The organism is Magnetococcales bacterium (genome assembly GCA_015231175.1).
Classification (GTDB): domain Bacteria; phylum Pseudomonadota; class Magnetococcia; order Magnetococcales; family DC0425bin3; genus HA3dbin3.
In genome coordinates this window covers 51,641-76,221 of sequence record JADGBZ010000012.1, presented here as the reverse complement: position 1 = coordinate 76,221, position 24,581 = coordinate 51,641, and the positions used below count along the sequence as shown (strand labels likewise).

24 protein-coding genes are annotated in these 24,581 nt (G+C 56.4%); 16 read left to right on the top strand and 8 right to left on the bottom strand.

Annotated elements, in window-relative coordinates; translation table 11 throughout:
* The first annotated feature begins 254 nt into the window (after window positions 1-254).
* The 4 genes from HQL63_04865 (at window position 255) to HQL63_04850 (ending at window position 2,014) form a co-directional block, all read left to right on the top strand.
* The gene (locus HQL63_04865; protein MBF0176164.1) at window positions 255-641 is read left to right on the top strand and encodes a DUF1640 domain-containing protein; all 387 of its coding nucleotides are present in this window, start codon (window positions 255-257) and stop codon (window positions 639-641) included.
* Between the two features lie 155 nt (window positions 642-796).
* Window positions 797-1,087 carry a nucleotidyltransferase family protein gene (locus HQL63_04860; protein ID MBF0176163.1) on the top strand — a complete coding sequence of 97 codons (291 nt, stop codon included), beginning with the start codon at window positions 797-799 and terminating at the stop codon, window positions 1,085-1,087.
* A gap of 29 nt (window positions 1,088-1,116) precedes the next feature.
* Window positions 1,117-1,440, top strand: coding sequence for a DUF86 domain-containing protein (locus HQL63_04855; GenBank protein MBF0176162.1), 324 nt, complete (start codon window positions 1,117-1,119; stop codon window positions 1,438-1,440).
* 151 nt (window positions 1,441-1,591) lie between these two features.
* The gene (locus HQL63_04850) at window positions 1,592-2,014 is read left to right on the top strand and encodes a DUF1640 domain-containing protein (protein MBF0176161.1); all 423 of its coding nucleotides are present in this window, start codon (window positions 1,592-1,594) and stop codon (window positions 2,012-2,014) included.
* A gap of 50 nt (window positions 2,015-2,064) precedes the next feature.
* On the opposite strand, the gene HQL63_04845 is transcribed toward HQL63_04850, so the two are convergent.
* The 3 genes from HQL63_04845 to mutM all read right to left on the bottom strand — a co-directional run bounded on the left by HQL63_04845 (window position 2,065) and on the right by mutM (window position 3,800).
* Window positions 2,065-2,358, bottom strand: coding sequence for a BrnA antitoxin family protein (locus tag HQL63_04845; protein ID MBF0176160.1), 294 nt, complete (start codon window positions 2,356-2,358; stop codon window positions 2,065-2,067).
* Entirely contained in the window at window positions 2,333-2,611 is a 279-nt protein-coding gene (locus HQL63_04840; GenBank protein MBF0176159.1) for a BrnT family toxin, read from the bottom strand. Before HQL63_04840 ends, HQL63_04845 begins: the two co-directional genes overlap by 26 nt.
* A gap of 349 nt (window positions 2,612-2,960) precedes the next feature.
* Window positions 2,961-3,800 carry a bifunctional DNA-formamidopyrimidine glycosylase/DNA-(apurinic or apyrimidinic site) lyase gene (gene mutM / locus HQL63_04835; protein ID MBF0176158.1) on the bottom strand — a complete coding sequence of 280 codons (840 nt, stop codon included), beginning with the start codon at window positions 3,798-3,800 and terminating at the stop codon, window positions 2,961-2,963.
* Window positions 3,801-3,927: 127 nt separating this feature from the next.
* Here mutM and HQL63_04830 point away from each other — a divergent pair, with 127 nt between their 5' ends.
* The 5 genes from HQL63_04830 (at window position 3,928) to HQL63_04810 (ending at window position 10,059) form a co-directional block, all read left to right on the top strand.
* A complete protein-coding gene (locus tag HQL63_04830) occupies window positions 3,928-4,929 on the top strand; it encodes a PDZ domain-containing protein (GenBank protein MBF0176157.1) in 1,002 nt (333 codons plus the stop codon).
* A 119-nt stretch (window positions 4,930-5,048) separates the two neighbouring features.
* A complete protein-coding gene (locus HQL63_04825; GenBank protein MBF0176156.1) occupies window positions 5,049-5,570 on the top strand; it encodes a hypothetical protein in 522 nt (173 codons plus the stop codon).
* A 304-nt stretch (window positions 5,571-5,874) separates the two neighbouring features.
* A complete protein-coding gene (locus HQL63_04820) occupies window positions 5,875-6,756 on the top strand; it encodes a complex I NDUFA9 subunit family protein (protein ID MBF0176155.1) in 882 nt (293 codons plus the stop codon).
* A gap of 493 nt (window positions 6,757-7,249) precedes the next feature.
* A complete protein-coding gene (locus tag HQL63_04815) occupies window positions 7,250-7,891 on the top strand; it encodes a methyltransferase domain-containing protein (protein ID MBF0176154.1) in 642 nt (213 codons plus the stop codon).
* Window positions 7,892-8,067: 176 nt separating this feature from the next.
* Entirely contained in the window at window positions 8,068-10,059 is a 1,992-nt protein-coding gene (locus tag HQL63_04810; GenBank protein MBF0176153.1) for a B12-binding domain-containing radical SAM protein, read from the top strand.
* Between the two features lie 436 nt (window positions 10,060-10,495).
* On the opposite strand, the gene HQL63_04805 is transcribed toward HQL63_04810, so the two are convergent.
* From HQL63_04805 to HQL63_04795, 3 genes are read right to left on the bottom strand one after another with little or no spacing between them, the layout of a single operon-like run.
* Window positions 10,496-11,668, bottom strand: coding sequence for an aminotransferase class V-fold PLP-dependent enzyme (locus HQL63_04805; protein ID MBF0176152.1), 1,173 nt, complete (start codon window positions 11,666-11,668; stop codon window positions 10,496-10,498).
* Window positions 11,669-11,670: 2 nt separating this feature from the next.
* The gene (locus HQL63_04800; GenBank protein MBF0176151.1) at window positions 11,671-12,108 is read right to left on the bottom strand and encodes a hypothetical protein; all 438 of its coding nucleotides are present in this window, start codon (window positions 12,106-12,108) and stop codon (window positions 11,671-11,673) included.
* Between the two features lie 32 nt (window positions 12,109-12,140).
* Window positions 12,141-12,731, bottom strand: coding sequence for an arylesterase (locus HQL63_04795; protein MBF0176150.1), 591 nt, complete (start codon window positions 12,729-12,731; stop codon window positions 12,141-12,143).
* Between the two features lie 64 nt (window positions 12,732-12,795).
* On the opposite strand from HQL63_04795, the gene HQL63_04790 reads away from it, so the two are divergent.
* From HQL63_04790 to HQL63_04780, 3 genes are all read left to right on the top strand, one after another.
* Window positions 12,796-13,467 carry an ABC transporter ATP-binding protein gene (locus HQL63_04790; GenBank protein ID MBF0176149.1) on the top strand — a complete coding sequence of 224 codons (672 nt, stop codon included), beginning with the start codon at window positions 12,796-12,798 and terminating at the stop codon, window positions 13,465-13,467.
* Window positions 13,468-13,520: 53 nt separating this feature from the next.
* The gene (locus HQL63_04785; protein ID MBF0176148.1) at window positions 13,521-16,070 is read left to right on the top strand and encodes an ABC transporter permease; all 2,550 of its coding nucleotides are present in this window, start codon (window positions 13,521-13,523) and stop codon (window positions 16,068-16,070) included.
* Between the two features lie 70 nt (window positions 16,071-16,140).
* A complete protein-coding gene (locus tag HQL63_04780; protein ID MBF0176147.1) occupies window positions 16,141-16,689 on the top strand; it encodes a cyclic nucleotide-binding domain-containing protein in 549 nt (182 codons plus the stop codon).
* A gap of 139 nt (window positions 16,690-16,828) precedes the next feature.
* Here the strand turns inward: HQL63_04780 and glnA are convergent, their stop codons facing one another.
* Window positions 16,829-18,250 (bottom strand): type I glutamate--ammonia ligase, encoded by a 1,422-nt coding sequence (gene glnA, locus HQL63_04775; protein MBF0176146.1) that lies wholly within the window; start codon window positions 18,248-18,250, stop codon window positions 16,829-16,831.
* A 579-nt stretch (window positions 18,251-18,829) separates the two neighbouring features.
* On the opposite strand from glnA, the gene HQL63_04770 reads away from it, so the two are divergent.
* The 4 genes from HQL63_04770 (at window position 18,830) to HQL63_04755 (ending at window position 23,459) form a co-directional block, all read left to right on the top strand.
* Window positions 18,830-19,786 (top strand): ABC transporter ATP-binding protein, encoded by a 957-nt coding sequence (locus HQL63_04770; GenBank protein ID MBF0176145.1) that lies wholly within the window; start codon window positions 18,830-18,832, stop codon window positions 19,784-19,786.
* A complete protein-coding gene (locus tag HQL63_04765) occupies window positions 19,783-20,559 on the top strand; it encodes an ABC transporter permease (GenBank protein MBF0176144.1) in 777 nt (258 codons plus the stop codon). Before HQL63_04770 ends, HQL63_04765 begins: the two co-directional genes overlap by 4 nt.
* Window positions 20,560-20,582: 23 nt before the next feature.
* On the top strand, window positions 20,583-21,929 hold the full coding sequence (locus HQL63_04760; protein MBF0176143.1) for a GldG family protein: 1,347 nt from the start codon (window positions 20,583-20,585) through the stop codon (window positions 21,927-21,929).
* Window positions 21,930-22,112: 183 nt separating this feature from the next.
* Entirely contained in the window at window positions 22,113-23,459 is a 1,347-nt protein-coding gene (locus HQL63_04755; protein MBF0176142.1) for a DUF4340 domain-containing protein, read from the top strand.
* Between the two features lie 164 nt (window positions 23,460-23,623).
* Here HQL63_04755 and HQL63_04750 read toward each other — a convergent pair whose 3' ends face one another.
* Window positions 23,624-24,427 carry a class I SAM-dependent methyltransferase gene (locus tag HQL63_04750; GenBank protein ID MBF0176141.1) on the bottom strand — a complete coding sequence of 268 codons (804 nt, stop codon included), beginning with the start codon at window positions 24,425-24,427 and terminating at the stop codon, window positions 23,624-23,626.
* Window positions 24,428-24,581 lie beyond the last annotated feature (154 nt).

Sequence of the window (24,581 nt, the reverse complement as noted above, 5' to 3'; positions counted from 1 at the left end):
AAATCCCGAAAGTGTTCCGATGACATCCTCTTCGTGTTTCGATAAAAATGTCTCCATGGCGTTCCCCTTTTGGCTTCGCTGTTGAGTTGGGCAACTCCAACATACCGAATCAAAAGGCGGAACGCCTGCTTTTCCGTTTGGTTGCGGCTATGCCGCGCTATGATAGAGATAGGGTGTTCCACAGCCTAAATGGTGAGTGTGTTGCGATTGTGTTGTAGGTTTCGAACCGTGGGGAAATGTTGGAGAGGCGCAGCATGAGTCATACCCTGTCGTTCGACACCCTGGCCTTTGTGAGGAAACTGGAAACAGCCGGTGTCCCATCTGCCCAGGCGGAAGCCCAGGCCGAGGCCATCTCCAGCATTCTCCAACAAGTGGAAGAGTCCCGACTTAAGGAGTTGTCCACCAGGGGTGACGTTCGCGAGGTGGAACTCAAGCTGGAAGCAAAAGTCGAGGCTGCCAAAGTGGAAACCATCAAATGGGTCATTGCCACCGGTATCGTCATTCTTGGGGGTGTTGCAGCCATCAACCGGCTTGTTCCTCCGGCTCCGGTTTCTTATGTATTGCCACACGCATCCCAGGAGCTGCGCCTGTCGGCGTTGCCGCCTGAGGCTGTCGATAGGCAGCCTGTGACCAGGAGGTGATTTGCTTGAGGGGATTTGGTGTATCAAGGCGGGAAAAGAAAGGGAAAAGGCCCTGCCAGGGAGCCAGCCCCCTGGATCCCGATTCGTTGGGCTTTCATGATGTGGCCGAAACGGTGATCATGGTCGAAATTTGATTCAAACAGGGACATGGCTACATGGCGTATTCAAAATTGATTCAGAACCACCGAGCGGAAATCTTGGCTTTGGCTGAACGTCATGGAGCACGGGACATTCGGGTGTTTGGATCCATGGCTCGTGGTGATGACAATCTGGGCAGTGACGTGGATCTGTTGGTGAATTTCGAGGAAACCCGCTCTTTGTGGGATCACGTTGCACTGAAGCAGGACATCGAGGAATTATTGGGGCGGGCTGTTGATGTGGTTTCTGAACCGGCGATCCACTGGTTCATCAGGGATCGCGTTCTGAGGGAAGCAATTCCCTTGTGAGCAAAGACTCCCGACTCTTTGTGGTTCACATGATCGAGCGTCTGGAACGTATTGAAAAATTCACCAAGGATGGGCAGGGGCATTTTTTGAGTAACCTGATGGTCCAGGATGCGGTTTACCGAAATTTTGAAGTTATTGGCGAAGCAGCGAAAAATATTCCTGAATCTGTCCGTAAGCAATATCCGGAAATTCCTTGGAGGCGTATGGCTGGTTTCCGGGATGTTTTGATTCACCAGTACGATGGTGTCGATCCTGAGGAAGTTTGGAAAGCACTGGAGGATAACCAGTTATCAGCCCTTCGCTTGGTGTTGCAACGGGTATTGGATGCCATGAACTCCGAGGCAGGCTTGTAAAGCAGGCCACGTGACATACCGGATTGAGCCATGCCCTGTCGTTCGACACCCTGGCCTTTGCTTTAGCCCAAAGGGCGGTTGATGTTGGCCCGGGAGTGTGTTGAGATGGGGCCGGTGATTGGGCTGTAGAGGAATATTGAGGAGGAGCGCCATGAGCCATGCCCTGTCGTTCGACACCCTGGCCTTTGTGAGGAAACTGGAAACCGCTGGCGTCCCATCCGTCCAGGCGGAAGCCCAGGCCGAGGCCATTTCAAGCATCCTCCAACAGGTGGAGGAGTCCCGGCTTAAGGATCTGGCCACCAAGGGGGACATTCAACTTGTCAAGAGGGACATTGAGCTTGTCAAGGCGGATATTGAACTCGCCAAGGCTGAGTTGCGCAAGGAGATCGAAGCCGCCAAGGTGGAAACCATCAAATGGGTCATTGCCACCGGTATCATCATTCTCGGGGGTGTTGCAGCCATCATCCGGCTTGTTCCTCCGGCTCCGGTCTCTTACGTATCCCCGCATGTATCCCAGGAAATGCGCCTGCCGGCGTTGCCACCCCAGGTTGTGGAGAGACCCCCAGCACGGTGACAACCAGCGATCATCGTATGGGCCGGCAACGGGAGGTGCTGTAAAAGCCCTCATGCAGGAGGGTGGGTTTTCAACCAGTCCTTCAGGGCATCGTTCATGCGGGTCTGCCACCCTCTTCCGGTGGCACGGAAGGCCGAGATCACCTCTGCATCGAAACGCACCGTGGTGGAGACTTTTCCGCCGCTGCCAGGGGGGTGTCCACGCCTTGCCAATAATGCGGCAGCTACATCTGTTCCCAGGATGACAGGCAAAACATCATGGGATGGTTTCATCCGCGCAAAGTCTTCCCGGGTCAGATCTCTGACTTCTCCGTCGTCGTCAGTCAATGGTAATGGATTTTCCATGATTACGTGCCTCTTGACGATTGGCCTTGCGAAAACTGATTACCCGTATGCCACCCGCAACGGGTGTAAAGCAAAGGACATGTAAACGTCTATCGAGATAGCCTACTGCAACAAATCGCCGTTCCGGGTAGATGTGTCGGATATCCTCGACGATGTGTGCATCCTGCCATTGAAAGTCAGCGGCGCGATCAAAAGAAAGCTGGCGTGTTGTCGTATTCCAAAAATTCTTGGCAGGGTCGTAGGTGATCTTCATGTCCTTCAGTGTAGTAACGTTCATGAAAAGATTCAACCGTGGTGACTTCAGCACACGGTCACGCATCGGGGGTTAGTGGCTCAACCGTGTTGATTTGATGTGCAGGCAAGCCATGAATCGGGGTCCAGGGGGCTGGCTCCCTGGCTTAGTCCAGGGCAGCGCCCTGGTGGGGTTCGGGGCGAAGCCCTGACAAAGGTTTTCATTTCCAAGCTTTTCTTGAAAGAGTGCGGAATAATCACGAAAAGTGAACACTTCAAATCATGTCGGTTGAGCCACTAGGTGGCTGGCTCCCCGGTGGGTCAAGGGCAGCGCCATGGTGGGGTTCGGGGCGGCGCTTTGACAAACGCTGTCATGGCCAAGGGCTGCGTACCGGCTTTTGACAAGCAGGGCAGTGGAATGTCGAGCGTCCGTGGCTGCGCGTCATTTGGATGGGTGAGTTGCACGTGAAACAAGGTTCCCCCTGCCTCTGGTAGACGTGCAGATCCATTTTAAAGTAACCCATATTGCCATCGCTGTCCCTGTAATCCCTGAAAGTGGTCCCCCCCTTGGCAATGGCGGCGGAGAGAAGCTCCCGGACCGTTTGGGCCAAACGTTGACAATCATCAAGGGTCAATTGATCGACAGGCCTCTCCGGATGCAGGCCGGCCAGAAACAGCGCCTCGTTGGCATAGATGTTCCCCACCCCCACGACCATTTTGGCGTCCATGAGGAAGCCCTTGACGCTGACGCGGCGGTTGCGGGATGCTGCAAACAGATGATCGCCATGGAATGCCTCTCCAAGAGGCTCCACACCCAGGTTGGCCAACAAAGGATGACTCTCCCAGGGTGGATCGACCCAGAGGAGAGCCCCGAATCGACGCGGATCGTAAAAACGGAGCGTCAGGTTGTTGTCCAACTCCAGGGCGACGTGATCATGTTTTTCCCAGGGGGCGTCCGGCCTGACCCACCGCACGCCACCGGTCATGCCAAAGTGGAGTAAAATAAATCCGTTGGGACAGGCCAGCAATACATATTTGCCGCGTCGTTCCACCTTCAGGATGGTCTTGCCGATGACCTTCTGACGCAGGGTGACTTCGGGTACGGGCCAACGCAGGTCGGTACGTCGCACGGCCAGGGCCTGGATTGTTCTGCCCACGATCCGCTCGGCCACGCCCCGGCGAATGGTTTCGACTTCGGGAAGTTCAGGCATGGGGTGGGAGCCTCCTGTAAAAAACTGGGATGGAGGTCCAGGAGGAAGGGCTGCGCCCTTCCTCCTGGTGGGGTCCGGGGCGAAGCCCCGAAGAGACCATGAAAAGACTGGGGTGGAGGAAAAGAAGATGGACTTGGGTATCACCCTTTTTGACCCGGATTGGCTAGCATCACGCAAAACCATTCAGGATATGGACAAGGGCATTGTACAAGAACGATCCATGGATACGAAGCAAGCCGGGGAGGCCCGACGCAAGCGGGAGATGAACGAAATTTTTGGGAAACGCGCATCTTTGGCATCCTTGGCGGAGGATTCGCTCCGGCGTGGCGCCGATAGAGTTAGCTCTAACTCAAAGGGCGATGGATCTTCCCCTGTGGACACTGTTGTGGTGCAGCAGGGGGCTTTGAAAGAGAACGGTTACATCAAAGAAAATACCTCTACGCCAATTCTCCAGAATCATTCCTTGTACCCTGCCACCGCCTGGCCAACCCAGGAGGAGCTGGAGTCCGGCAGATTGCGCATTCCCCTGCGCAACCTGGAAGGTCAAAAAGCGATCCGGATCCAGTCGCGGGAAGGATCCGTTTTTCTCCTTCCTGTCGAAAAAAGCTCCGCAAAAGGTGGCCTCGTCGTCGCGACGCAACCTCCTGGCATGCGCTGGCAACTGAACGGAACAGACATGGGAGTCACCCCAGGGGAGGCCGTCAACCTGCCATTGGGTCGAAACAATGTGACCATCGCCGGTTACGGCCAGGTGAAAAATGTGCATGTCGAAATCGGCGGCGGCAACCATGTCTATGTGGTGGCGGCCATTCTCTCCGAAGCGTTGAACGTGGTCAAATCGTCTGCAACCCGGAAAGATTCCCGACACCGCCCCCGGTTGGGGCTGGTGGCCAGTCCCGCGCCGATGGATAAAGGGGTTTTGATCGTGGGTGTTGAACCTGATAGCCCGGCTTATGCGGCTGGCATCCGGGCGGGTGATATCCTGCTGACCCTGGATGAGCAACCCGTAACACCGCAAACCCTGCCTCATTGGGTCAACCACCACGATCCACGAAAAGAGATGATTTTGACCTTGCACCACCCCGACGATAGGCAGCACATCGTCACTGTCAAAATAAAAATGGGGTAATCGTTCAGCGCCCGATCCGGAACAAACTTCGGACTGACGCAAATTTTGCTCAAGGGCGACTCTCTTCCCGCCGATAGGCTTCAGAGGTCGCTTTTACAAAGTGCGTCATGAGGTGGATGATGGACGGAGTCACTGCGGAAGGGGTGTGGATCGATCTTCGGGACTATGCCCTTCGCGGCGTTCGCAAGGAGAAGGTCCGTGAAAGACCGACGGATTTTGGTCTGCCACCTCCCCCGGATACCTGGGTCGATCTGCGCGCCTTCACGGTGGGCGGCGTGCGTTCGATCAAGAAAAAAAAGATCGTTGCGCTCCCCCCGCCACCGCCGATGCCGCCACCCACACCGGCTCCCGTTCGGGAACCTCCCCCGCCCGAGCACTACCTGACCGTTTTTCAAGCTGTCGAGGAGCTTTACTCGGTCCTGGATCCGCATGGTCATGTGTACCAGGAGTTGGACCGGTTGCTTGCTGTGGCGCGACAAAGACATCAGGAGGGTGTTTTATCCGTGGTTGAGGTTGAACGATTCAACCAGGCCATGTCAGAGATCCGGCTCGCCTATGCCCAAGGTTTGGATAGGGTGGTTGATTGGTATCTGGAGAATTTTTTCAGAATGTTCCACACCGAACCACACGATCCTCCCTGATTGGCGCTGGACAGAGCCCTGACAAACGCCTTTATCTCGTAACTGTTCACCTCCCGCCAACGAATCGGGATCCAGGGGGCTGGCTTCCTGGCTTAGTCCAGGGCAGCGCCCTGGTGGGGTTCGGGGCGAAGCCCTGACAAAGGCTTTCCTGTCCAGGCTTTTCTTGCAAGGGTGGTGAATGGTTGCTTTATCTCCAGGCTTTGCCAGAAAGGGGAATGGATCGCTGCAAATAACGTACACAAAAGCGAAAAAATGAATTAGTATGACCAGGAGGCTGCGTCCACGTGCGGGGTGGAGGATGGTCATGATACTGGTCACTGGTTGTACGGGTCTGGTCGGGTATTCCCTGGTGCGTCGCCTGATTGATGAGGGACGGTTGGTGCGTGGGTTTGCCCGGAACCGTCCCAACTGGCTCGATCCCGCTGTGTCTCCCATGCAGTTCTACCAGGGGTCCATTCTTGACCTTGGCGCCCTGGACGCCGCCATGGAAGGGGTGGAACAAGTGATCCACCTGGTTGGCATTCTGGTGGAGACGGGCCGCAATACCTTTGCCAATGTTCACCGCCAGGGGACACAGAACGTGGTGGATGTCGCCAAACGCCATGGGGTGAGGCGATTGATCTACATGAGCTCCCTGGGTACCCGTCCCAACGCCTCCAGCCTCTACCATCGCACCAAGTGGGAAGCGGAGGAGTGTCTCCGCCATGGCGGGGTTCCGTACACCATCTTCCGACCCTCCGTCATCTTTGGGCCTCGCGATCATTTCGTCAACCAATTTGCCCGCATCATCCGTTACCTGCCATTCATGCCCATTCTGGGTGACGGTCAGAGCCGCATGCAGCCCGTTTGGGTCGAGGATGTCGTCCATTGTGTGGTCACTGCTCTGGCCGATGTCACCACGATCGACCAGACATTCGAGTTGGGGGGGCCGGAACGCCTCTCCTTCGCCGAGATCATGGAGACCATCGCCTCGGCCATGGGCAAAAGCCGCGTCAAATTTTTTCTCCCCATGCCATTGCTCCGCCTGGAGGCCGCCATCCTTGAACGACTGCTGCCCCGCCCACCCCTCACCTCGGACCAACTGATCATGCTGCGGGAGGAAAATATTTGTGATATCAACCTGATGATCAAGACATTCAAAATCGAGCCGCGCAACTTTCGTGAAGAAATCCGCACCTACCTCTGAAATGCCGCCTTGCCGGACGCCCCATCCACTCCGCATGCCTTTTCCCCAGCTTCTGTGGAACAGGTTGTGGATAACCGATGAAGAGTTTATGTAACAAGTTGTTATTCAAGTTGGATTTAATAAAATGATTAAAATTTAAGCAAATTTTGGCGATCTCCTTTTGACCTGTGGATAACACTGTGGATATCATGTTGATGGCTTGGGGAGGATTCCTCTTGCCAGAGGCTTATGCATGGGAATAATCCCCGCTCCGACAATATATTGTTAATATTTTTAATAGGATACGTAAGTGAAATGCGTGAATGGGTCTATGTAAATTTCTGATCCTCTTTTTCTGGCCCTGATTTTGCCTGTGGATGAATCATTTGTCATTGTTGGCATGTCGCGACCTTGCAGGAGGGCGGATGCATGGCGGGTGTTCCTGCGGAAAATTTGGCGTTACAATCCGGCTCCCCTGGTTATTAAAATTTGCCTTCAGAAAGGATGAAAGCTCATGACAACCCCCCCGGAGCAGAGCAGACAGCTTGAACAGTGGCGCGGCGCGTTTGGCCATGACTACCGGGAGCGCAATCAGGTCACGGAAAAGCGGCTTCACGAACGGGTCAAGGTTTGGGCAAGGGTACTTGGTTGCATGGACGGCGCTCCACCGCAATCCATCCTTGAAGTGGGTGCCAATGTCGGGCTGGTCATGCGGGCGTTGCGCCGTTTGACCGATGCGGAGCTTTTCGCCGTCGAACCCAACGCAGAGAGCCGCCAGCGGCTGGTAACGGATGGCGTCCTTCCTGCCACCCACGCCCTGGATGGATTTGCTGCCCATATTCCCCTTCCCGACAAGGCTGTCGATCTGGCCTTCACCAGTGGTGTCATGATCCATATCCATCCGGATCATTTGCTGGCCTCCTGCAAGGAGATCCATCGGGTCTCCCGCCGTTATATCGCCTGCATCGAGTATTTTTCCGACAAGCCGGAAACCATTCACTATCGTGGACACGACGACCTTCTTTTCAAGCGCGATTTTGGCGGCTTCTGGATGGATAACTTTTCTGATCTCCAGGTCGTGGATTATGGATTTTTCTGGAAACGGTTGACAGGTCTTGATAATCCAACCTGGTGGGTTTTTGAAAAAAGGATGTAACTATTCACCATCCGGCAACGAATCGGGGTCCAGGGGGCTGGCTCCCTGGCAGGTCCAGGACAGCGTCTTGGTGGGGTTCGGGGCGAAGCCCTGACAAAGGCTTTCCTGTCCAGGCTTTTTTTGAAAAGGTGGTGAATAGTTACAAAAGGACCACGTAAAAACGGGAAATTTTGCGCGTGAAAATCTATCTGGCCGATCTGGTTTACGATACCATCAAGACAAATTACGTTGTCCCTCTGAATATTGCCTACCTCGCTGCCAGCCTTGCAGAACGCTTCGAATCTTCTGTCACGATCCAATTGTTCAAATATCCCACGGATCTTGAAAGGGCCATGCGTCAGCAGGCGCCAGATATCCTCGGCGTCAGCAACTACAGTTGGAATACACGGTTGGGAAATTTGTTTTTGACGCTCGGCAAGGAGTTGAACCCCGCCATGGTGACTGTCATGGGGGGGCCGCAGATCCGTCATGATCCGGCGGATATCTTGACATTTTTACAGGCAAGACCCTCTCTGGATTACTACATTCTGCACGAAGGGGAAGAGCCTCTGACCCATCTGGTCCATCATATTTTGCAACAGGCCTCGCCGGAGGATCTGCCATCGGGTGTGGCGGGACGCTGGAAAGACGGACTTCTGTATCGGCCCGTGGAGTACAGCTCCCAGCCCCGGGAAATCCGGGGCCCCAGCCCTTACCTGACCGGTTGGTTGGATCCATTCCTTGCCAACGGGGAGATGATCCCCCTGCTGGAGACCACCCGGGGCTGTCCCTATGGTTGCATCTATTGCGAATGGGGCGCCGGGAATCTCTCCAAATTGCGCCAACGCCCCCTCGCCGTGGTCGAGGCGGAGCTTGATTACGTTGCCGAACATGCCGCCGTCCGCTCCAACTGGATCTTTGCCGATGCCAATTTTGGCCTGCTGAAGCGGGATCTGGACATTGCGCGCAAGATTCAATCCTTGCGCATCAAAAATGGCTCGCCTCACTACGTGACGGTGTGGTCCGCCAAAAACACCACCCAGAGAAATCTTGAGATATCGGATACATTTCGGGGGGATGCCTCCCAGGGAACTTTCGCCATTCAGTCCACGATTGCCTTGCAGTCGACAGATCCGGAAGTCCTGGAGAAAACAGGACGGGGGCAGATTAAATTTCAGCGCCTCCATGAACAAATCCTTGCTTATCGGGAACGGGGGTTGGAACTCAGCACCGATATTTTGATCGGACTTCCCGGGGAGAGTGCAGCCAGCCATTTGAAGACCTTGCAAGAGGCTTTCGCCCTTGGCTTTGCCAGAATCGATCCGATCAATATCCGCCTTCTTCCCGGCACCGATTACGAGTCGGACTCTTTTCGTCGGGAGTATCGGATTGAGACCCGGTTCCGTCCCATTTTCGGGGCCTATGGGGTTTATCATGGCCAACGTGTCTTTGAGGTGGAAGAGTCGGTCCGGGCAACGCAGGATATGACGGAAACCGAACTCAACAGCTTTAAAGTGCTGCATTGGCTGATCTATTTTTGTTGGAACGCCGGATTTTTTCGTCCCCAGTTGCGGTTTGGCCTCGAACACGGCTGCAATCCTGGGTCCGTCCTGCAACAGGTTGCTCAGACGGACGACCCTGTATTGCAACCTCTTTTTGCAGAGATGCGCGCACTCTCCCAGGCCGAGTGGTTTGCAACGGAAAAGGAGATGTTGCAGCATTATGAGCAGCCCGAACATTATGGCAAAATGGTCGATGAATTCCTGAAACTCAACTTTGCCTTTTGTGCCCAGGTGTATCAAAAAGAGGCCACCTTTATGGCCTTGGAGAGGGTCATCAACGAACGCCTCCGGATTGCCTTGTCTGATACAGCCCCGGAGGTTCAGGCGCACTTGCAAGGTATCTGCCGCTTGTCGACCCTGCTTTTGTGCAAAGATCCCCTGGAGAGTCCGATTGAATGGCAGGAAAAGGCGCCAGCCGACACGCTTCGTTACCTGTACCCCAACCTTTGCCCTGAAGGGGCGGGCTTGTTGGATGTGGTCATCCAACGCAACCCCCAGGCCGTAGAGTTTTGCCGACATCACCTCCTGGTGGGGGGCAAAAAAGATCTCTCCGTCAGAAATTTCAGCCGGTTTCTTGAAATGGGCGGCATGATGCACCTGCGTCGTGAATTGCGCGTCGTTTCCTGAATATTTGTCAGGGCTTCGCCCCGAACCCCACCAGGAGGAAGGGCGCAGCCCTTCCTCCTGGACCTCCATCCCAGTTTTTCAGTCGTTTCAAGATAAAGTCTGGGAATGAAAGCCTTTGTCAGGGCTTTGCCCCGAACCCCAGCAGGAGGAAGGGCGCAGCCCTTCCTCCTGGACCTCCATCCCAGTTTTTCAATCGTTTCAAGATAAAGTCTGGGAATGAAAGCCTTTGTCAGGGCTTCGCCCCGAACCCCACCAGGAGGAAGGGCGCAGCCCTTCCTCCTGGACCTCCATCCCAGTTTTTCAGTCGTTTCAAGATAAAGTCTTGGAATGAAAGCCTTTGTCAGGGCTTCGCCCCGAACCCCACCAGGAGGAAGGGCGCAGCCCTTCCTCCTGGACCTCCATTCCAGTTTTTCAATCGTTTTTTGGGTGTGGGGCACTACCCCTGGGCTGACAATGCCTCTGCAACTGCGGCCAGGGCAAGAGAGACATCCCTGGTATCCTGGTAAAAATGCGGGGAAAAACGGAGACCGGCCCCCCGCAACGCATGATAAATATTCCGGGAGGTCAATTCCCGATGCATGACCGGTGACGGCTTCGCCGGATGCGAAAAGACCAGGATGCCAGCGCCCGGGAATCCATCCTGCTCCACAGGGGTATGGATGATGCAGCCCAGATCGCGCAAACCCGTGGTCAATGCAGCCACCAGTCGCTGCACCCTTTCCTGGACATGCTCCACGCCCGCCTCCAGGAGCAGACCCACACTCTCCCCCAGAGCGGCAGCCCCCAACAAGTTGGGAGAGCCGGCCTCGAAGCGGCGGCAATCCTCCCGGGGATCGATACAGATGTGCTGATATTGGCCGGCATTGGCCACCGAGTGCCAGCCAACAACCCGAGGCTGGATCTGTTCCAGACCCTTTTCAGAAAGGTAAAGCAAGCCGCACCCTTCCGGACCCAAAAGCCATTTATGGCCATCGGCGCACAAGGCATCGATGCCGAGTGTGGCCGAATAGGTGGGAAGGATGCCAAGACTCTGGATGCCATCCACAACAAACAAGGTCGATGTTGCACGCAGAGCCGCGCCGATACGCTGCAAATCCACCACCGCGCCGGTACCAAACTGGACCGAGCTGACTGTGACCACCCGTGTCCGGGCGTTGACTCGTTCCAATAGCGCTAACGCATCCACCCGGCCATTGCTGCCCGAGGGAACTTGATGCACCTTCAGGCCGTGGCGACGGGCCAAATCCAGCCAAATCACGATATTGGAAGGAAACTCCTGATCGGTGGTGACAATTTCATCTCCGGCGTGCCAATCCACTCCCAAACCCACAAACGAGAGTCCCTCGGAGGTGTTGGGCACAAAGGCGATGTGTCGGGCGGGGACATCCAGCAGGCGAGCGCATCTCTGCCTGGCCCCTTCATGGACCGCATTGAGTTCATGGTAGCGGGATGCGCCGTGTTGCGCCATATGTTCAGCCAACTTGGCGATGATGCGGACCGAACGTCGCGGCAAAGGCGCTACACCCGCATGGTTGAAATAGACCAGACCAGCACGCTGCTCGAACTCTTCGCGGAGAGGGGTCGGTTCGATCTCGTTTCCGTGGGTCATGATCAGGCGCCTGACGGGTCGTTGCCCAGCAACGCCGCCCCCTGGCCACCTATCCTGGTTGCCAGCAGATCGATGACGAGACCGTATATCCCGCCGCTGACCAGTGTGAGAATGAAAATCAGCCAGGGAGAAGCCATGGGAGTGGCGGGCGCGTTCAAGGATCCCGCAGCCAGAGGAATGGAGACCATCATGCCCAGGCACGACCCCCGTACCCAGGGACGGAATGGAAAACCAAAAACCGGATGCATCGTATAGGCTCCAGCCAGGGCGACGACCAGGCCAATCAAAATACGGTCGCTCATGATGGTCCAAAAAATGGGGTGGGTCAGGGAGAGAAGTTCGGGCTGATGGCGACCGGCCAGGTAGGCGCAAAGGTAGCCGAATGCAACTCCCAGCACCATGGCAACGACAAAACGTTTAAGGGCAGGTTTGGCAGACATGATTCATGCTCCAGGGTAATGTGGGTGGGCGATCATGGCAGCAATCCTGCCAGAATGGACCAGACATTTTCCAGAATAATCCGATAACCCTCGGGGTTGGGGTGGATGCCATCCGGCTGGTTCAACGGGGGCTGCCCGGCCACGCCGGCAAGAAAAAAGGGAAGCAAAGGGACACCTCGTTTGCTGGCCAGCCGGGGGTACACTGCGGCGAAGGCCTGAGTGTAGTCGGTGCCATAATTGGGCGGCACCCGCATCCCCCCCAGGAGGACACGAATCCCCTTTTTTTGCAGGTGAACGAGAGTGCGGTCAATGTTGTTTTCCATCTGCTCCAGGGGGAGACCCCGCAGGCCATCATTGGCCCCGATGACCAGGATGACCAGAGAAGGATTGCTGCGCAAGGTCCACTCCAACCGGTGCAACACCCCGGATGAGGTGTCACCAGAGACTCCGGCGTTGATGACCCGGTGTGGATAACCCCGATCCTGCAAACGTTTTTGCAACAGCCCGGGATAACTCTCCTCCTGGGTGAGGCCCAGGCCGGCTGTGAGGCTGTCGCCCAGGCAGAGAATGACGGGCGCACTCCCGGACCACCCCTCGCCGGGGAGCAACAAGGTCAAAAACATGAAAAAGCAGGCTTGCAGGGGAATTCGGCTTGAGGGTGAAAGGAATGCTTGCCAAAATGTACACATGATCCGATTGGACTCCGTCACCTATTCAGTCTCCCATGGCTCCGACACGATTGTGATCTTGCGCGGGGTCGATCTGCACGTCAACCCCGGAGAGGTGGTTGGCCTGATGGGGCCTTCCGGCAGTGGCAAGTCGTCGCTTCTCTCCCTGCTTGCCGGTGTGGAGCGACCTGTTTCGGGTCGCGTCGAAGTTGACGGTCTTGATCTGGGGGCCCAGGATCCGGATCGACTGGCCAGGTTTCGCCGCGAACGCCTGGGAATGGTTTTTCAGGCTTTCCATTTGCTGCCATTCCTGACGGCCCTGGAAAATGTGGCGTTGCCGCTCGAATTGTCCGCCATCCCTGATGCCAGAGATCGGGCCAGAGAGATGTTGGAGCAAGTGGGTTTGGCCCATCGGTTGCGGCACCGACCGGTACACCTTTCCGGTGGAGAACAACAACGTGTCGCCATCGCCCGGGCGTTCGTCACCAGGCCTGTCCTGATTCTGGCCGACGAACTCACCGGAAACCTGGATCGCCAGACCAGCGTGCGGGTGGTGGAGCTGCTGTTCGGTCTGGTGGCGCAGTGGGGGACGACCATGCTGCTGGTCACACATGACCAGGAGTTGGCACGACGGACGCAGCGCTGTTTGCGTCTGGAAAATGGTGTCATCACCTCGTCAGGTTTTTCTTGAAAGGGTGGCAACTATTCACCACATTATCCCGATGCGTTGCCGGGTGGTGAGTCATGACCAAAATGCCAGATATCCATAGCGCATCAAGAAAGTTGGGATTTTGGTCAGGGGGGGCGCTCGCCTGGAGGTTGCTGCGGTCCGATCCCCGTGGCGGGGCGCTGTTTTTTGTTACAGTTGCGCTGGGGGTGTGGATCCTGGTGGGGGTAGTGCTCGCAGGCGACTCGCTGCGTGCCCGGGTTGAGGCCGAAACCCGCGCCATGTTGGCGGCGGATATCCGCATCGAGGGGGCTTTCCCCATGGATGCGTGGGTCGCAACCCATCTGCAACGCCCGGGATGGACGGCGGCCAAGAGTCTGGAGTTCAACGCCATGGCTCGTTCGGCGACAGGAACAGCGAGCCAATTGGTCGAGGTCAAGGCGGTGACGGCGCAGTACCCTTTACGAGGGCGCGTGGCACTGCGCGGTGGCGGTGAGCTTGCAGCCGCCTTGCACGATGGTGGGGTCGTCGTGGAAGCCCATCTGCTCGAACGACTGCACCTGCGTTTGGGAGATCGTCTCTTCATCGGTGATGCCCCCTTTGTCATTCGCGCCATCCTGGAACGGGAACCGGATCGGGCCACCCGTATTTTTACCCTTGGACCCCGCATATGGCTTGACCTGGATCGTGTGCCCGCCACCCATTTGATCCACCCTGGCAGTCGGGTGGAGTACGTAACCTCCCTCCGCCTGGCCCCGGGTGAGGATTGCCAGAAGGTCGCTGCGGATCTGGAAACCCGGGCAGATGCGAAGGGTTTGCGCATTCTGGCACCTGGGAAAAAACAGCCCGTCGCCAATCGATTCTTGGGCCGATTGACCATTTTTATGGGATTGGTGGCGGTGATGGCCCTGCTGGTAGGTGGGTTGGCCATCGCCGGAAGCGTCTCCGCATACATGCGGGAACGGATCAGAATGGTGGCCATCTTGAAGTGTCTCGGGGCGGACAACGCCATGATATTCAATATTTTTTTCTGGCACGTCCTGTTGATGGCCGGCCTGGGCGGATGGGTTGGCACCGGTCTGGGGTTGGCCACACCCTGGCTGCTGGGGTTGATTTTGGGAGATGGTTTGACAGAAGATCTTTCCAGCCGTCCCCATCTGCTGCTGGCAGGTTTCGGCCTGGTTTTGGGCATCGTTCTCAGCCTGCTTTTTGCCCTGGGGCCTCTGTGGGAGACGCGAAAGTTTTTTCCCGGATTGTTGTTTCGCTCCGTGGGGTGGGGTGAGGTCGGGGAGGGGAGTCTGCGTTCGGGTTGGCCGTTTTTTTTGGCTGGACTGCCCGTTGTGGCGTTGGCCATCTTTGTTGCGGGTGAGCCCGGCTTGGCGTTGGGGTTTTTGGGCATCACCGTGGTGGCTCTGGGTGTGCTGCGTATGCTTGTTTGGGTCATTTTTCATGTGTTGCAAGGTTGGCATCCACGCCGTCCGGCCTGGAATGGGGCGGTTCGAGCTTTACTGCGGCCCGAAAATGGCTCCGTGACCACCATCACGGCACTGGGTTTGGGGGTATCCCTGGTGACAACGATTCTGTTGGTGCAGTGGGATCTGGAGCGCCAAATCCAGACGCAACTGCCCAAACGGGTTCCTGCGTTGTTTTTTGTCGATATACAAGCCGACCAGGTGGCCCCGTTTCAGCAAATGGTGGGCACGATGGTCGTGGATTCGGACGCCTTGCGCCTCACCCCGGTCGTGCGGGGTCGGCTGACCCAGGTGCGTCAGGCAGGAGCGGCAGGTGATTCGGGTTCGGTGATGCCGACCCAGGCCTGGCGTTTCGCCCGGGAGTATGTCCTGACTTGGTCGGCAACCTTGCCTCCCAACAACCCCATCCTCTCTGGCCAATGGTGGAGATCCCCCGACGAAAACGGGGTGAGCGTCGAGTCTGGCATGGCGCGTGATTTGAACCTGCATTTGGGGGACTCCCTGTTTTTTGACATTCAGGGCGTTGTTGTGGAGGCCCCGGTACGCAGTATCCGTCAGGTGACCTGGTCGGATATGGGACTCAATTTTTTCGTTGTCTTTTCGCCCCACCTCATGCAGGGGGCGCCGGGAACCTGGCTTGCCTCTCTGGCCTTGCCCCCGGAACTGGAGGAGCCCATATATCAGGCGACGGTCCGGGATTTTCCCAACGTAACGGTTATCCGGGCCCGGGAAGTAATGGAGACCATGCAGGGCGTTCTGGAAAAACTTGCCCATGCCGTAACGGCTCTGGGAGCCTTGGCCCTGATTTCCGGCCTGATGGTGTCATGGGTCTCCGTGCATGCGGTGCGCAAACGCCGGGCTTTGGAAGGGGCTGTGTACAGGTTGTTGGGGGCATCCCGTCACGAAGTGACCCACATGGCACTCCTGGAATTTTTTTTACAGGGAGTGGCGGTGGCCACGATATCCCTGATTGTTTCCCAGGCCATGCATGTTGCTGTCATCCACGCCTTGTTGCAGGATCGATGGTTTGGATTTCCGCAAGGCAGCCTGGTGGTTTGGTGTTGCACGGTGGTTTTGCTCACCTTGACAGGATGGTTGGCCATCCGGCACGAGTTGCGGAAGCCCCTGCAAAGCCACTTGTTCAGGGCAAGTTGAGGGGGAGGAAAAGGGTGCCGGGTGGTGACGCAAAATGCCTGGTAACGTCTTTCGGGAGAGGGGGGAAGTTATGGAGATTGATGTTCGATTGTTTAGCCAGATCAGCCTCTTCAATGATTTGACGGCAGATGAGTTGAAAATGGTCGTGGGGCGGTGTGCCCAGGTACGGGATTTTGCTCCGGGGCAAGTCATTTTTCAGGAAGGGGCGCCCGGGTCTGGGGTGTATTGTTTGCTGCAAGGGCGGGTTCAGGTTGAAATCGACATGGGAGGTGGTGGCTCCCGCCGAACCCTGGCCACGATCACTGGACCGGATATTTTTGGTGAAGTGGCTTTTCTGGATGGCTCCCCACGCAGCGCAACGACGATTGCCCAGGAAAAGCTCACCCTGTATATCCTTGAGAAGGAAAAAATGTTAGCGCTAATGGGGGAAGCGACCCTTCTTGGCTATCGCATCATGAGCAATTTTTCACGCATTCTTGCCGACAAGGTGCGCCGCAGCAATCACGCCTTGATCCAGGAGGCGCGCAAGTTGCACAGCGTCCAATCATCGGCCATGCCCCTTGCGGCCCGCAAATATCAGGATGTTTCACAGGGATATACCACACAGGTTTGGGTATGAGATGAAGGAGTGCCAGGAAGCCAACCATCCGGACCCGATGCGTCGCCGCGTGCTGGATAGTTGCTCTGGATCTTAAAAAAAAGCCGCCCGAAACTTCGGGCGGCTCTCTCGTGACTCGTGGATCCGACGGAAGAGCGGATCAGACGGAGTAGTACATCTCAAATTCCAACGGGTGTGGGGTGTGTTCGATCCTGTACACCTCCGACATCTTCAACTCGATCCATGCGTCGATCAAATCATCGCTGAAGACATCGCCTTTTTTGAGGAATTCCCGGTTGGCACTCAGTTCAGCCAGGGCTTCCCGCAGGGATCCGCAGACGGTGGGAATATTTTTCAACTCTTCCGGGGGCAGATCATAGAGGTTTTTGTCCATGGGGCTGCCGGGATCGATCCGATTTTCGATACCGTCCAACCCGGCCATCAACATGGCAGAAAAGGCCAGGTAAGGATTGGCGCAAGGATCCGGGAAGCGAATTTCACAGCGCTTGCCTTTGGGATTGTTGGAAGCCGGAATGCGGATGCTCGCAGAGCGGTTCCGGGCCGAATGAGCCAACAACACCGGAGCTTCGAAGCCCGGGATCAGGCGCTTGTAGGAGTTGGTTGAGGGGTTTGTGAAGGCATTCAGTGCCTTGGCGTGCTTCTTGATACCGCCGATAAAGTGCAGGGCCATCTCCGACAAGTCCGCATACTGATTGCCGAAAAAGAGCGGCTTGCCGTCTTTCCAGATGGACATGTGGGTGTGCATGCCGGAGCCGTTGTCACCGGAGAGGGGCTTCGGCATGAAGGTGACGGTCCGACCGTGCTGGTGGGCGACGTTATGCACAACGTATTTGTAGATCTGGACGCTATCGGCCATCTGCAACATGGGGCCGAATCTCATGTCGATTTCGCACTGGCCCGCCGTGGCCACCTCATGGTGGTGGAATTCGATGGTGAGTCCCATCTCTTCCATGATGGTGGACATTTCGGAGCGGATGTCCTGCATGGAGTCCACCGGGGCAACCGGGAAATATCCGCCTTTGACCATGGGGCGATGCCCCCGGTTTCCCTCTTCATAGTCGGTATTGCTGTTCCACGCGCCTTCGATCGAGTCGATGAAATGGGAGCAGTGGTTGACCCCGGACCCGAAACGAACCGAGTCGAAGAGAAAAAATTCAACTTCCGGACCACAATAGATAGTGTCGCCAACGCCAGTATACTGGAGGTAGGACTGCGCCCGTTTGGCGACCGCACGCGGGTCACGGGTGTAACCTTCGCCGGTGAAGGGATCCACGACATCACAGATCAACACCAGGGTGGGGGCCTCGGTGAACGGATCCAACTGGGCAGTGGATGCATCCGGCAAAAAGACCATGTCGGACTGATGGATGGCGCACCATCCGGCGATGGACGAGCCGTCAAAACCGAAACCGGACTCGAACACCTCCGCCCCGACCCGGCCAGCGGGCGCCGTGATGTGTTGCCACTTGCCCTTGAAATCCGTAAACCGGAAATCCACGAATTCCACCTCGTTACCCTTGATCATATCAAGGGCCTTGCGAACCTGTTCCTGATCAGCCATCGATCATGCACTCCTTCCACGCGATAAGGGTTTTTCAATAGTGACCGGTCATGGCCGGTAACGGCAGTTGCAGGCTGGGAGCATCCACGGTATCCTGTTTTTCGTCGTCCCTGGACATCCCGGGCATTCAAGCTGACAATCCCGGTCCGGGTCAAGGGTGGAACAGCATAAAAGCAAAATGACCAAAAAACGATCAAAATTCTTGTTTCGGCTTGGCAGGGCTTTTTTTGTTCAGGGGGCGCACAGCTCCGGAAAGCCTGATCGCTTGCCTGGGGTGCAAAGCATGTACCAAGCAGGACAGTCTGTCTGCCTTGTTGTTTATCGATAGCATTTTCAACACTTTCAAAAAGATAAGCAAACAAAATTCCAAAAATGGACAGGGGTGGAGTGCTTATTATTTAACCATAGATAGGTTGAGTGATGGCAAATTCATCACATGCATGATTATCTTTTACTCACTTCACGTCGACACCGATACCAGCACGCTGATCATCCAACCCCCGAACCCTGCGCATGGTGATCGTTGAGCCTGCGAGCGGGATCGCGGAAGATGACGGATGACAACGGAAGGAGCCGCAGATGTCCGAAAACATGATAGAAGTATCAGAACTCACGCGCTATTACGGCCTCAATCGGGTTTTGGACCGGATCTCCCTCAACGTGAGACGAGGCGAAGTCATGGGGTTTCTGGGTCCGAATGGCGCCGGCAAGACGACCACCATGCGCATCCTGGCGGGATTGCTGGCCCCCACCGAAGGAAGCATCCGTGTGGCTGGCATGGACATTTTGGAGAAACCCGAGGCAGCACGGGCCAAGATCGGGTTTTTGCCGGAGAGTCCGCCGATCTACGATGACATGACGGTCCGGGAATACCTGGCTTATCTGGCCAGTTTGCGCGGCGTGCCGACCAGTCGCCTCAAGGATGCGTTGGACCGGGCTATGACTCACTGTGGATTGTCCGATCAGGCGGACAGGTTGTTGGGACACCTTTCCAAGGGTTATCGGCAGCGGGCGGGTATCGCGCAGGCGATCGTCCACTCCCCGGAGGTGGTGATCCTCGACGAGCCCACAGCCGGGTTGGATCCCCTGCAAATCCGGGAAATACGCAGCCTGATCCGCACCTTGGGTGGCGAACACTCCGTATTGCTCTCGACCCACATTCTGCCGGAAGTCCAAATGACCTGCGACCGGGTGGCTCTGATTCACCAGGGGAGGATTGTGGTGGAAGATACCCTGGCCGGCCTGGAACAACGCAGTCAACAAAGAGCGCGGATCACGGTTCGTTGGGGATTGCCGCCCGATAAAAAGGCGATCATGGACATACCGGGGGTTGCCGCTGTGTCCATGGAAGAGGAACTCTGGCACATCACGCCCCAGGAGCAGGCAGACCCGGTCCCTGAGCTGGTCCGGCGTTCGGTGTCCGGCAACTGGGATTTGCGGGAACTGACACCCAATGCACACTCCCTGGAGGATATTTTTGTGCAACTGACCAAGGCGGAATCCGACTCTGTCACACCTGCGGAGGTGAATTCATGAAAGCGATCTGGACCATGGCTGTTCGCGAGTGGCGATCCATGTTTCTTTCGCCGCTGGCTTGGACCCTTTTGGGCGTTCTGTTCGCCATTTGCGCCTACATGTTTGGCAGTCTGGTGCAACAGTATTTGCTCCGGCAGCTCCAATATCAGGCCTATGGCCAGGGTATGGGAGGGGGATTGCCCCTGACCGAATGGACCGTGACGCCTCTGTTGGGCAACACGGCTGTCCTGCTTTTGCTCATCATTCCCTTGATCAGCATGCGTCTGATCGCGGATGAAAAACGCCGGGGCACCTGGCCGGCGTTGGCTTCTTCCCCACTCTCCCCTTTACAGATCGTCTTGGGTAAATATCTGGGGTTGCTTTTGTTTCTGGGGGTGACTGTTCTTCTGATCGGTCTGTTGCCGGCCATGCTGTTTCTCTATGGGCATCCCGACCCGGGCCAATTTTTCTCTGGCATGATCGGTCTGTTTCTTTTGGCCGCCACGTTCGGCGCCATTGGTGTGGCAGCTTCCAGCGCGACCGACAATCCGGTCGTGGCCGCCGTGTTGACGTTTGGCGCCTTGTTGTTGCTCTGGATTGTCGGTTGGCTCGGGGATTCAGGCGCCGAGGGGGCCGGACGCATCCTGGGATACGCCTCCTTGATCGACCACTATGAAAAATTGCTCCAGGGGATCGTCAGTACAGCTGATCTGGCCTATTTCATCATCGTTTCGGTTGCCGGTCTGACTTTTGCCCGGCAACGCCTGTTGGCACAACGGGTAGAAGGATTCTGAGATCACAAGGAGGGAACTCGACCATGAGAATGAATCGTTCAACCCGCTTGAACCTGCGCACGCAAAATTTGCTCACCGGCTTGCTGTTGGCCCTTCTCTTCATCGTGGCGGCCTATGCCACGAATCGCTATCCAAGGCAGTGGGACTGGACCAACAGCGGACGGCATACCTTGGCCGAGCAATCGGTCAAAGCCGTCCAAGCTTTCGACAAAGGTCTTTCTGCCACGGTTTTCCTTCAGGAAGACAAGGATCGCCGACGTGAAATTTCAGAGTTGCTGGAAAAATATCGGGTGATTAATCCCAAACTGACCATTCAATTCATCAACCCGGACAGCAACCCGGCCCTTGCCCGGCAGGAGAGCATCGCCACCTACGGTACCGTCCTTCTGCGTGCCAACAACAAGTCGGAAAAAATCACCGAAACCACGGAGGAGTCGGTGACCAATGCTTTGATTCGGCTCCAGAAGGGAACGGTCAAAATTTTGCGTTTCCTGACCGGTCATGGCGAACATCCGCTTTCTGGTGAGGAGCGTGCCTCCTATCAGGTCGTCGCCCAGCTGTTGCGGGGTGAAGGGTATCAGGTCCAGGAGTTGAATCTGGCCAGCGAGGAGGCCGTTCCGGCGGATACCACCGTTGTGGTCGTGGCTGGGCCGGCCAAATCCTTGCTGCCCATGGAGGTCGAACGCCTCGAAAAATGGTTGCAGGCCGGTAAAGGTCGGGCCTTGATCATGCGCGACCCGCGCACGCAATCCGGTTTGGAAAAATTTCTTCTGACCCAGGGCATCTCCTTCCAGGAAGGGGTTGTGATCGATCCGGTGTCCCGTCTGTTCGGGGCCGGTCCGACTACCCCCATCATCTCCCAATATGACCCATCCCACCCCATCACCAAGGATTTGAAGATGCCTGCCGTCCTTGCCGAGGCTTGTGGGATCAACATGGAGCCCACAAGTGCGCCCAACGGGCCCACCCGGACACGTATTCTGGCTGGTGCTGATCGTGGCTGGCTGGAAGCCGGAGACATCTCGTCGGGCACGGTGGAGTTCAATCCAGACAAGGATTTGAAAGGTCCAATCTGGATGGGTGTTACGGTACAGGAGAAGGATTTCCGGCTTGCCGTTACAGGGGACTCGGATTTTGCCTCCAATGCTTACATCCAATATTCCGGCAACGACACCCTTTTCCTCAATACGGTGCGTTGGCTGGCCGAGGATGAGAGCTTCATTGCCATCAAACCCAAGAAAAACATGGATGCCGGATTGTCCATTCCTGGTCGCACGGCCCAATTTCTCTTCCTGGGGGCGTTGTTGGGCATTCCTCTGATCCTGGTGGGTACCGGTGTTGTGATCTGGTCCAAACGCAGAAGGAAATAATCGGTACCTGTTCAGCACCCGCCCAGAAGGCGATTGAAAGACTGGGATGGAGGTCCAGGAGGAAGGGCTGTGCCCTTCTTCCTGGTGGGGTTCGGGGCGAAGCCCTGACAAGGGCTCTCATGTCGGGGCTTTTTCCAAAAGGATTGTGAATAGCCGTATGAAACGTGTATATGAGGAGGCGTCATGTTCCGAGGTTGGATGATCAATCTTCTCCTCCTGGCCATCCTGTTGGCCTGTGGTGCGGGTTTGTGGCTGGCTGACCGCAACGAGATACAAAAAAAGAACGCTGAAGAGCTTTCGCGTGCCATTTCCACCCTGACCGTGGCCAAGCTGACCCGGGCGACTCTGCAACCCAAGGGTGAGAACTCCATCACGTTGGAGAAAAAGTCCGACAAGTGGGAGATCACCTCTCCGGGCTCCATGTTGACTGACCAGGAAGCCGTTACCCGCCTTTTCGCTGTTCTGGAACGTCACTTCAAAGAGAAAATCACAGACAAGCCCGACAACCCGGGCGATTTTGGTTTGGCAGAACCGGATGCCGTGTTGACGCTGCATGATGCTGCGTCTGGAGCTCCCACCGTTTTGCAGCTCGGCAGTCAATCCCCTACCAGCACCAACCGGTATCTTCGCTTGGGCGCTGACGGACCCGTGGTCATGGTTCCCAGCTATGAGATTTCCGGGTTGACCCAGAAATTGCAGGATCTGCGCGCTAAAAAATGGGGTGTTTCCCTGGAAAATCAACAGATTGTTGCCATGGGTCTGGTCGACAAGGATGGTCAGGAGATCCATCTGAAACAGGATCAGAACGGGTCGTGGCAACTGGTCAAACCCTTTGCGGACCGGGCTTCGGGTCATCTGGTACAGGGCTGGTTGGATGGATTGCTGCACGCTGCGGCAGTCAGTTTTGCGGTCGGGACGCCACCGGAAAAACCGGACTGGAAACTGACTTTGCAGCCAGGCAAAGGGGAACCGCTCGTTCTGGTCGCTTGGCGTAGTGGTGGTTCGCTTTTGGCCAGGCGCCCGGGCGATCCGGACAACATGATTCTGGAGGCAACCATTGCCAAGATGCTGGACAAACCCCCACTGAGCCTGGTCGATTTGCGCCCACTTCCCCCTGGTTTGGATCTGCAACGCCTTCTTTTGGATCGTGGTGAGAAGCATTTGGACGCAGAGAGAAAAAAGACCGCAGAGGGGAAGTCGGTTGAGGTGGATAAAATGGCCGTGCATGGCAAAGTCAAGGAGGAGGGGGATTGGCCCCATCCAGCCTGGCAATCGGTTGCAGAGGTGTTGTTGCGGGATGCGGTTGCGGCTGAGGCTGAGGCTCCTCTTGTCCCGCCCGATTTTGTTGTCACAGTGGAAAACAAAGGCGTTCCATTCAAAATCCCCTTCAAAAAAGAGGGAGAGAGCTACCAACTGGCTCCACCCGATCGCCCGCTTCTTCTGCGCTTGACCCCTTTGCAATCGGTGAGTTTGGATGAATCTCTGAAGGCTTTGTTTCCTGAAACAAAGGAAACAAAGGAAAAAAAGTAACCGTCGTGACTGCCCAGCCCCCCTTAAAGACAAATAGTAACTATTCACCACCCGCCAACGAAACGGGATCCAGGGAGCCAGCCCCCTGGACCCCGTTTCGTTGTTGACAGCGATCACAGCCTCGGGTGCGCCATTTTCAGATGCGATTGCCCTGATGTTCAGGGTTATATCAGATAGACTTCGTAGCGAACCGTGCGACCTGAAACGATGTAGCTAGGGTGCTGTGGGGAAAGCCATTCAGCCCGACGGGGGCGTTTAAGTACGACGCGCCGCCGTGCGTAGCCCAGGGCTGCCGTCAAAAGATCCTGCGAGTCCATATCATCACCAACAATGACCCGTAAATGGCGCATCTCCTTGCGAACCAGGGCAGACTTGGTTCGGGGAGGATGCATGGGGTCCAGATAGACCACATCTGGACGCACGGCGTCATCCCCGCCGGTTTGCATGACAGACACGGCGTTACCCGGGACAAAGATGAGATTCCTCTCCACCAAAGGGGCGATAAGGGGTTCCCGGAGCGCCCGCTCCAGGCCGTCCCATAACAGGGCGGCCACGATGGGAGATCGCTCCATCATGGTCACCTTGCAGCCCAGCAAAGCCAAAGCGTAGGCATCACGTCCCAATCCTGCCGTCGCATCGAGGATGGTAGGCAGGAGTTTGCTGCGCCGCAACCCCATGGCCACTGCAAGGTCACGTTGGCGCCCCTGGCCGGGACGGTTGCGGTTGATCCAATCCCCCGGATCGAAGAAAACATAAACCGGTCCGGTACCATCCGGACCGGTTGCCCGCAACTCAAGGCGCTCCGGGGTGCAGGTCAACAGGAAGGCATAATCGTGGCTATCCAAGGTGACGAAAGGCAATTGGAGGGAGGTTGCCAAATTTTGTGCCGACGCTTGGAGCGACCAATCGGTAGCGCTAACGGCGATGGCGCCTCGTGAGTCTGCTTTGCAACGCCGTTCATCCAACATGATTTCACCACCATGTGTTTTTGATGTTTCACCGTGCATACGCAGTATGCGCCCAAAAAACGGTGCAAACTAAAAATCCTTTGCAAGAATGGACTCCGTGAGTCACTCTTGCCAGAGGGTTGTACTCGGGTATCCGAACTGGCGGAAAATGACA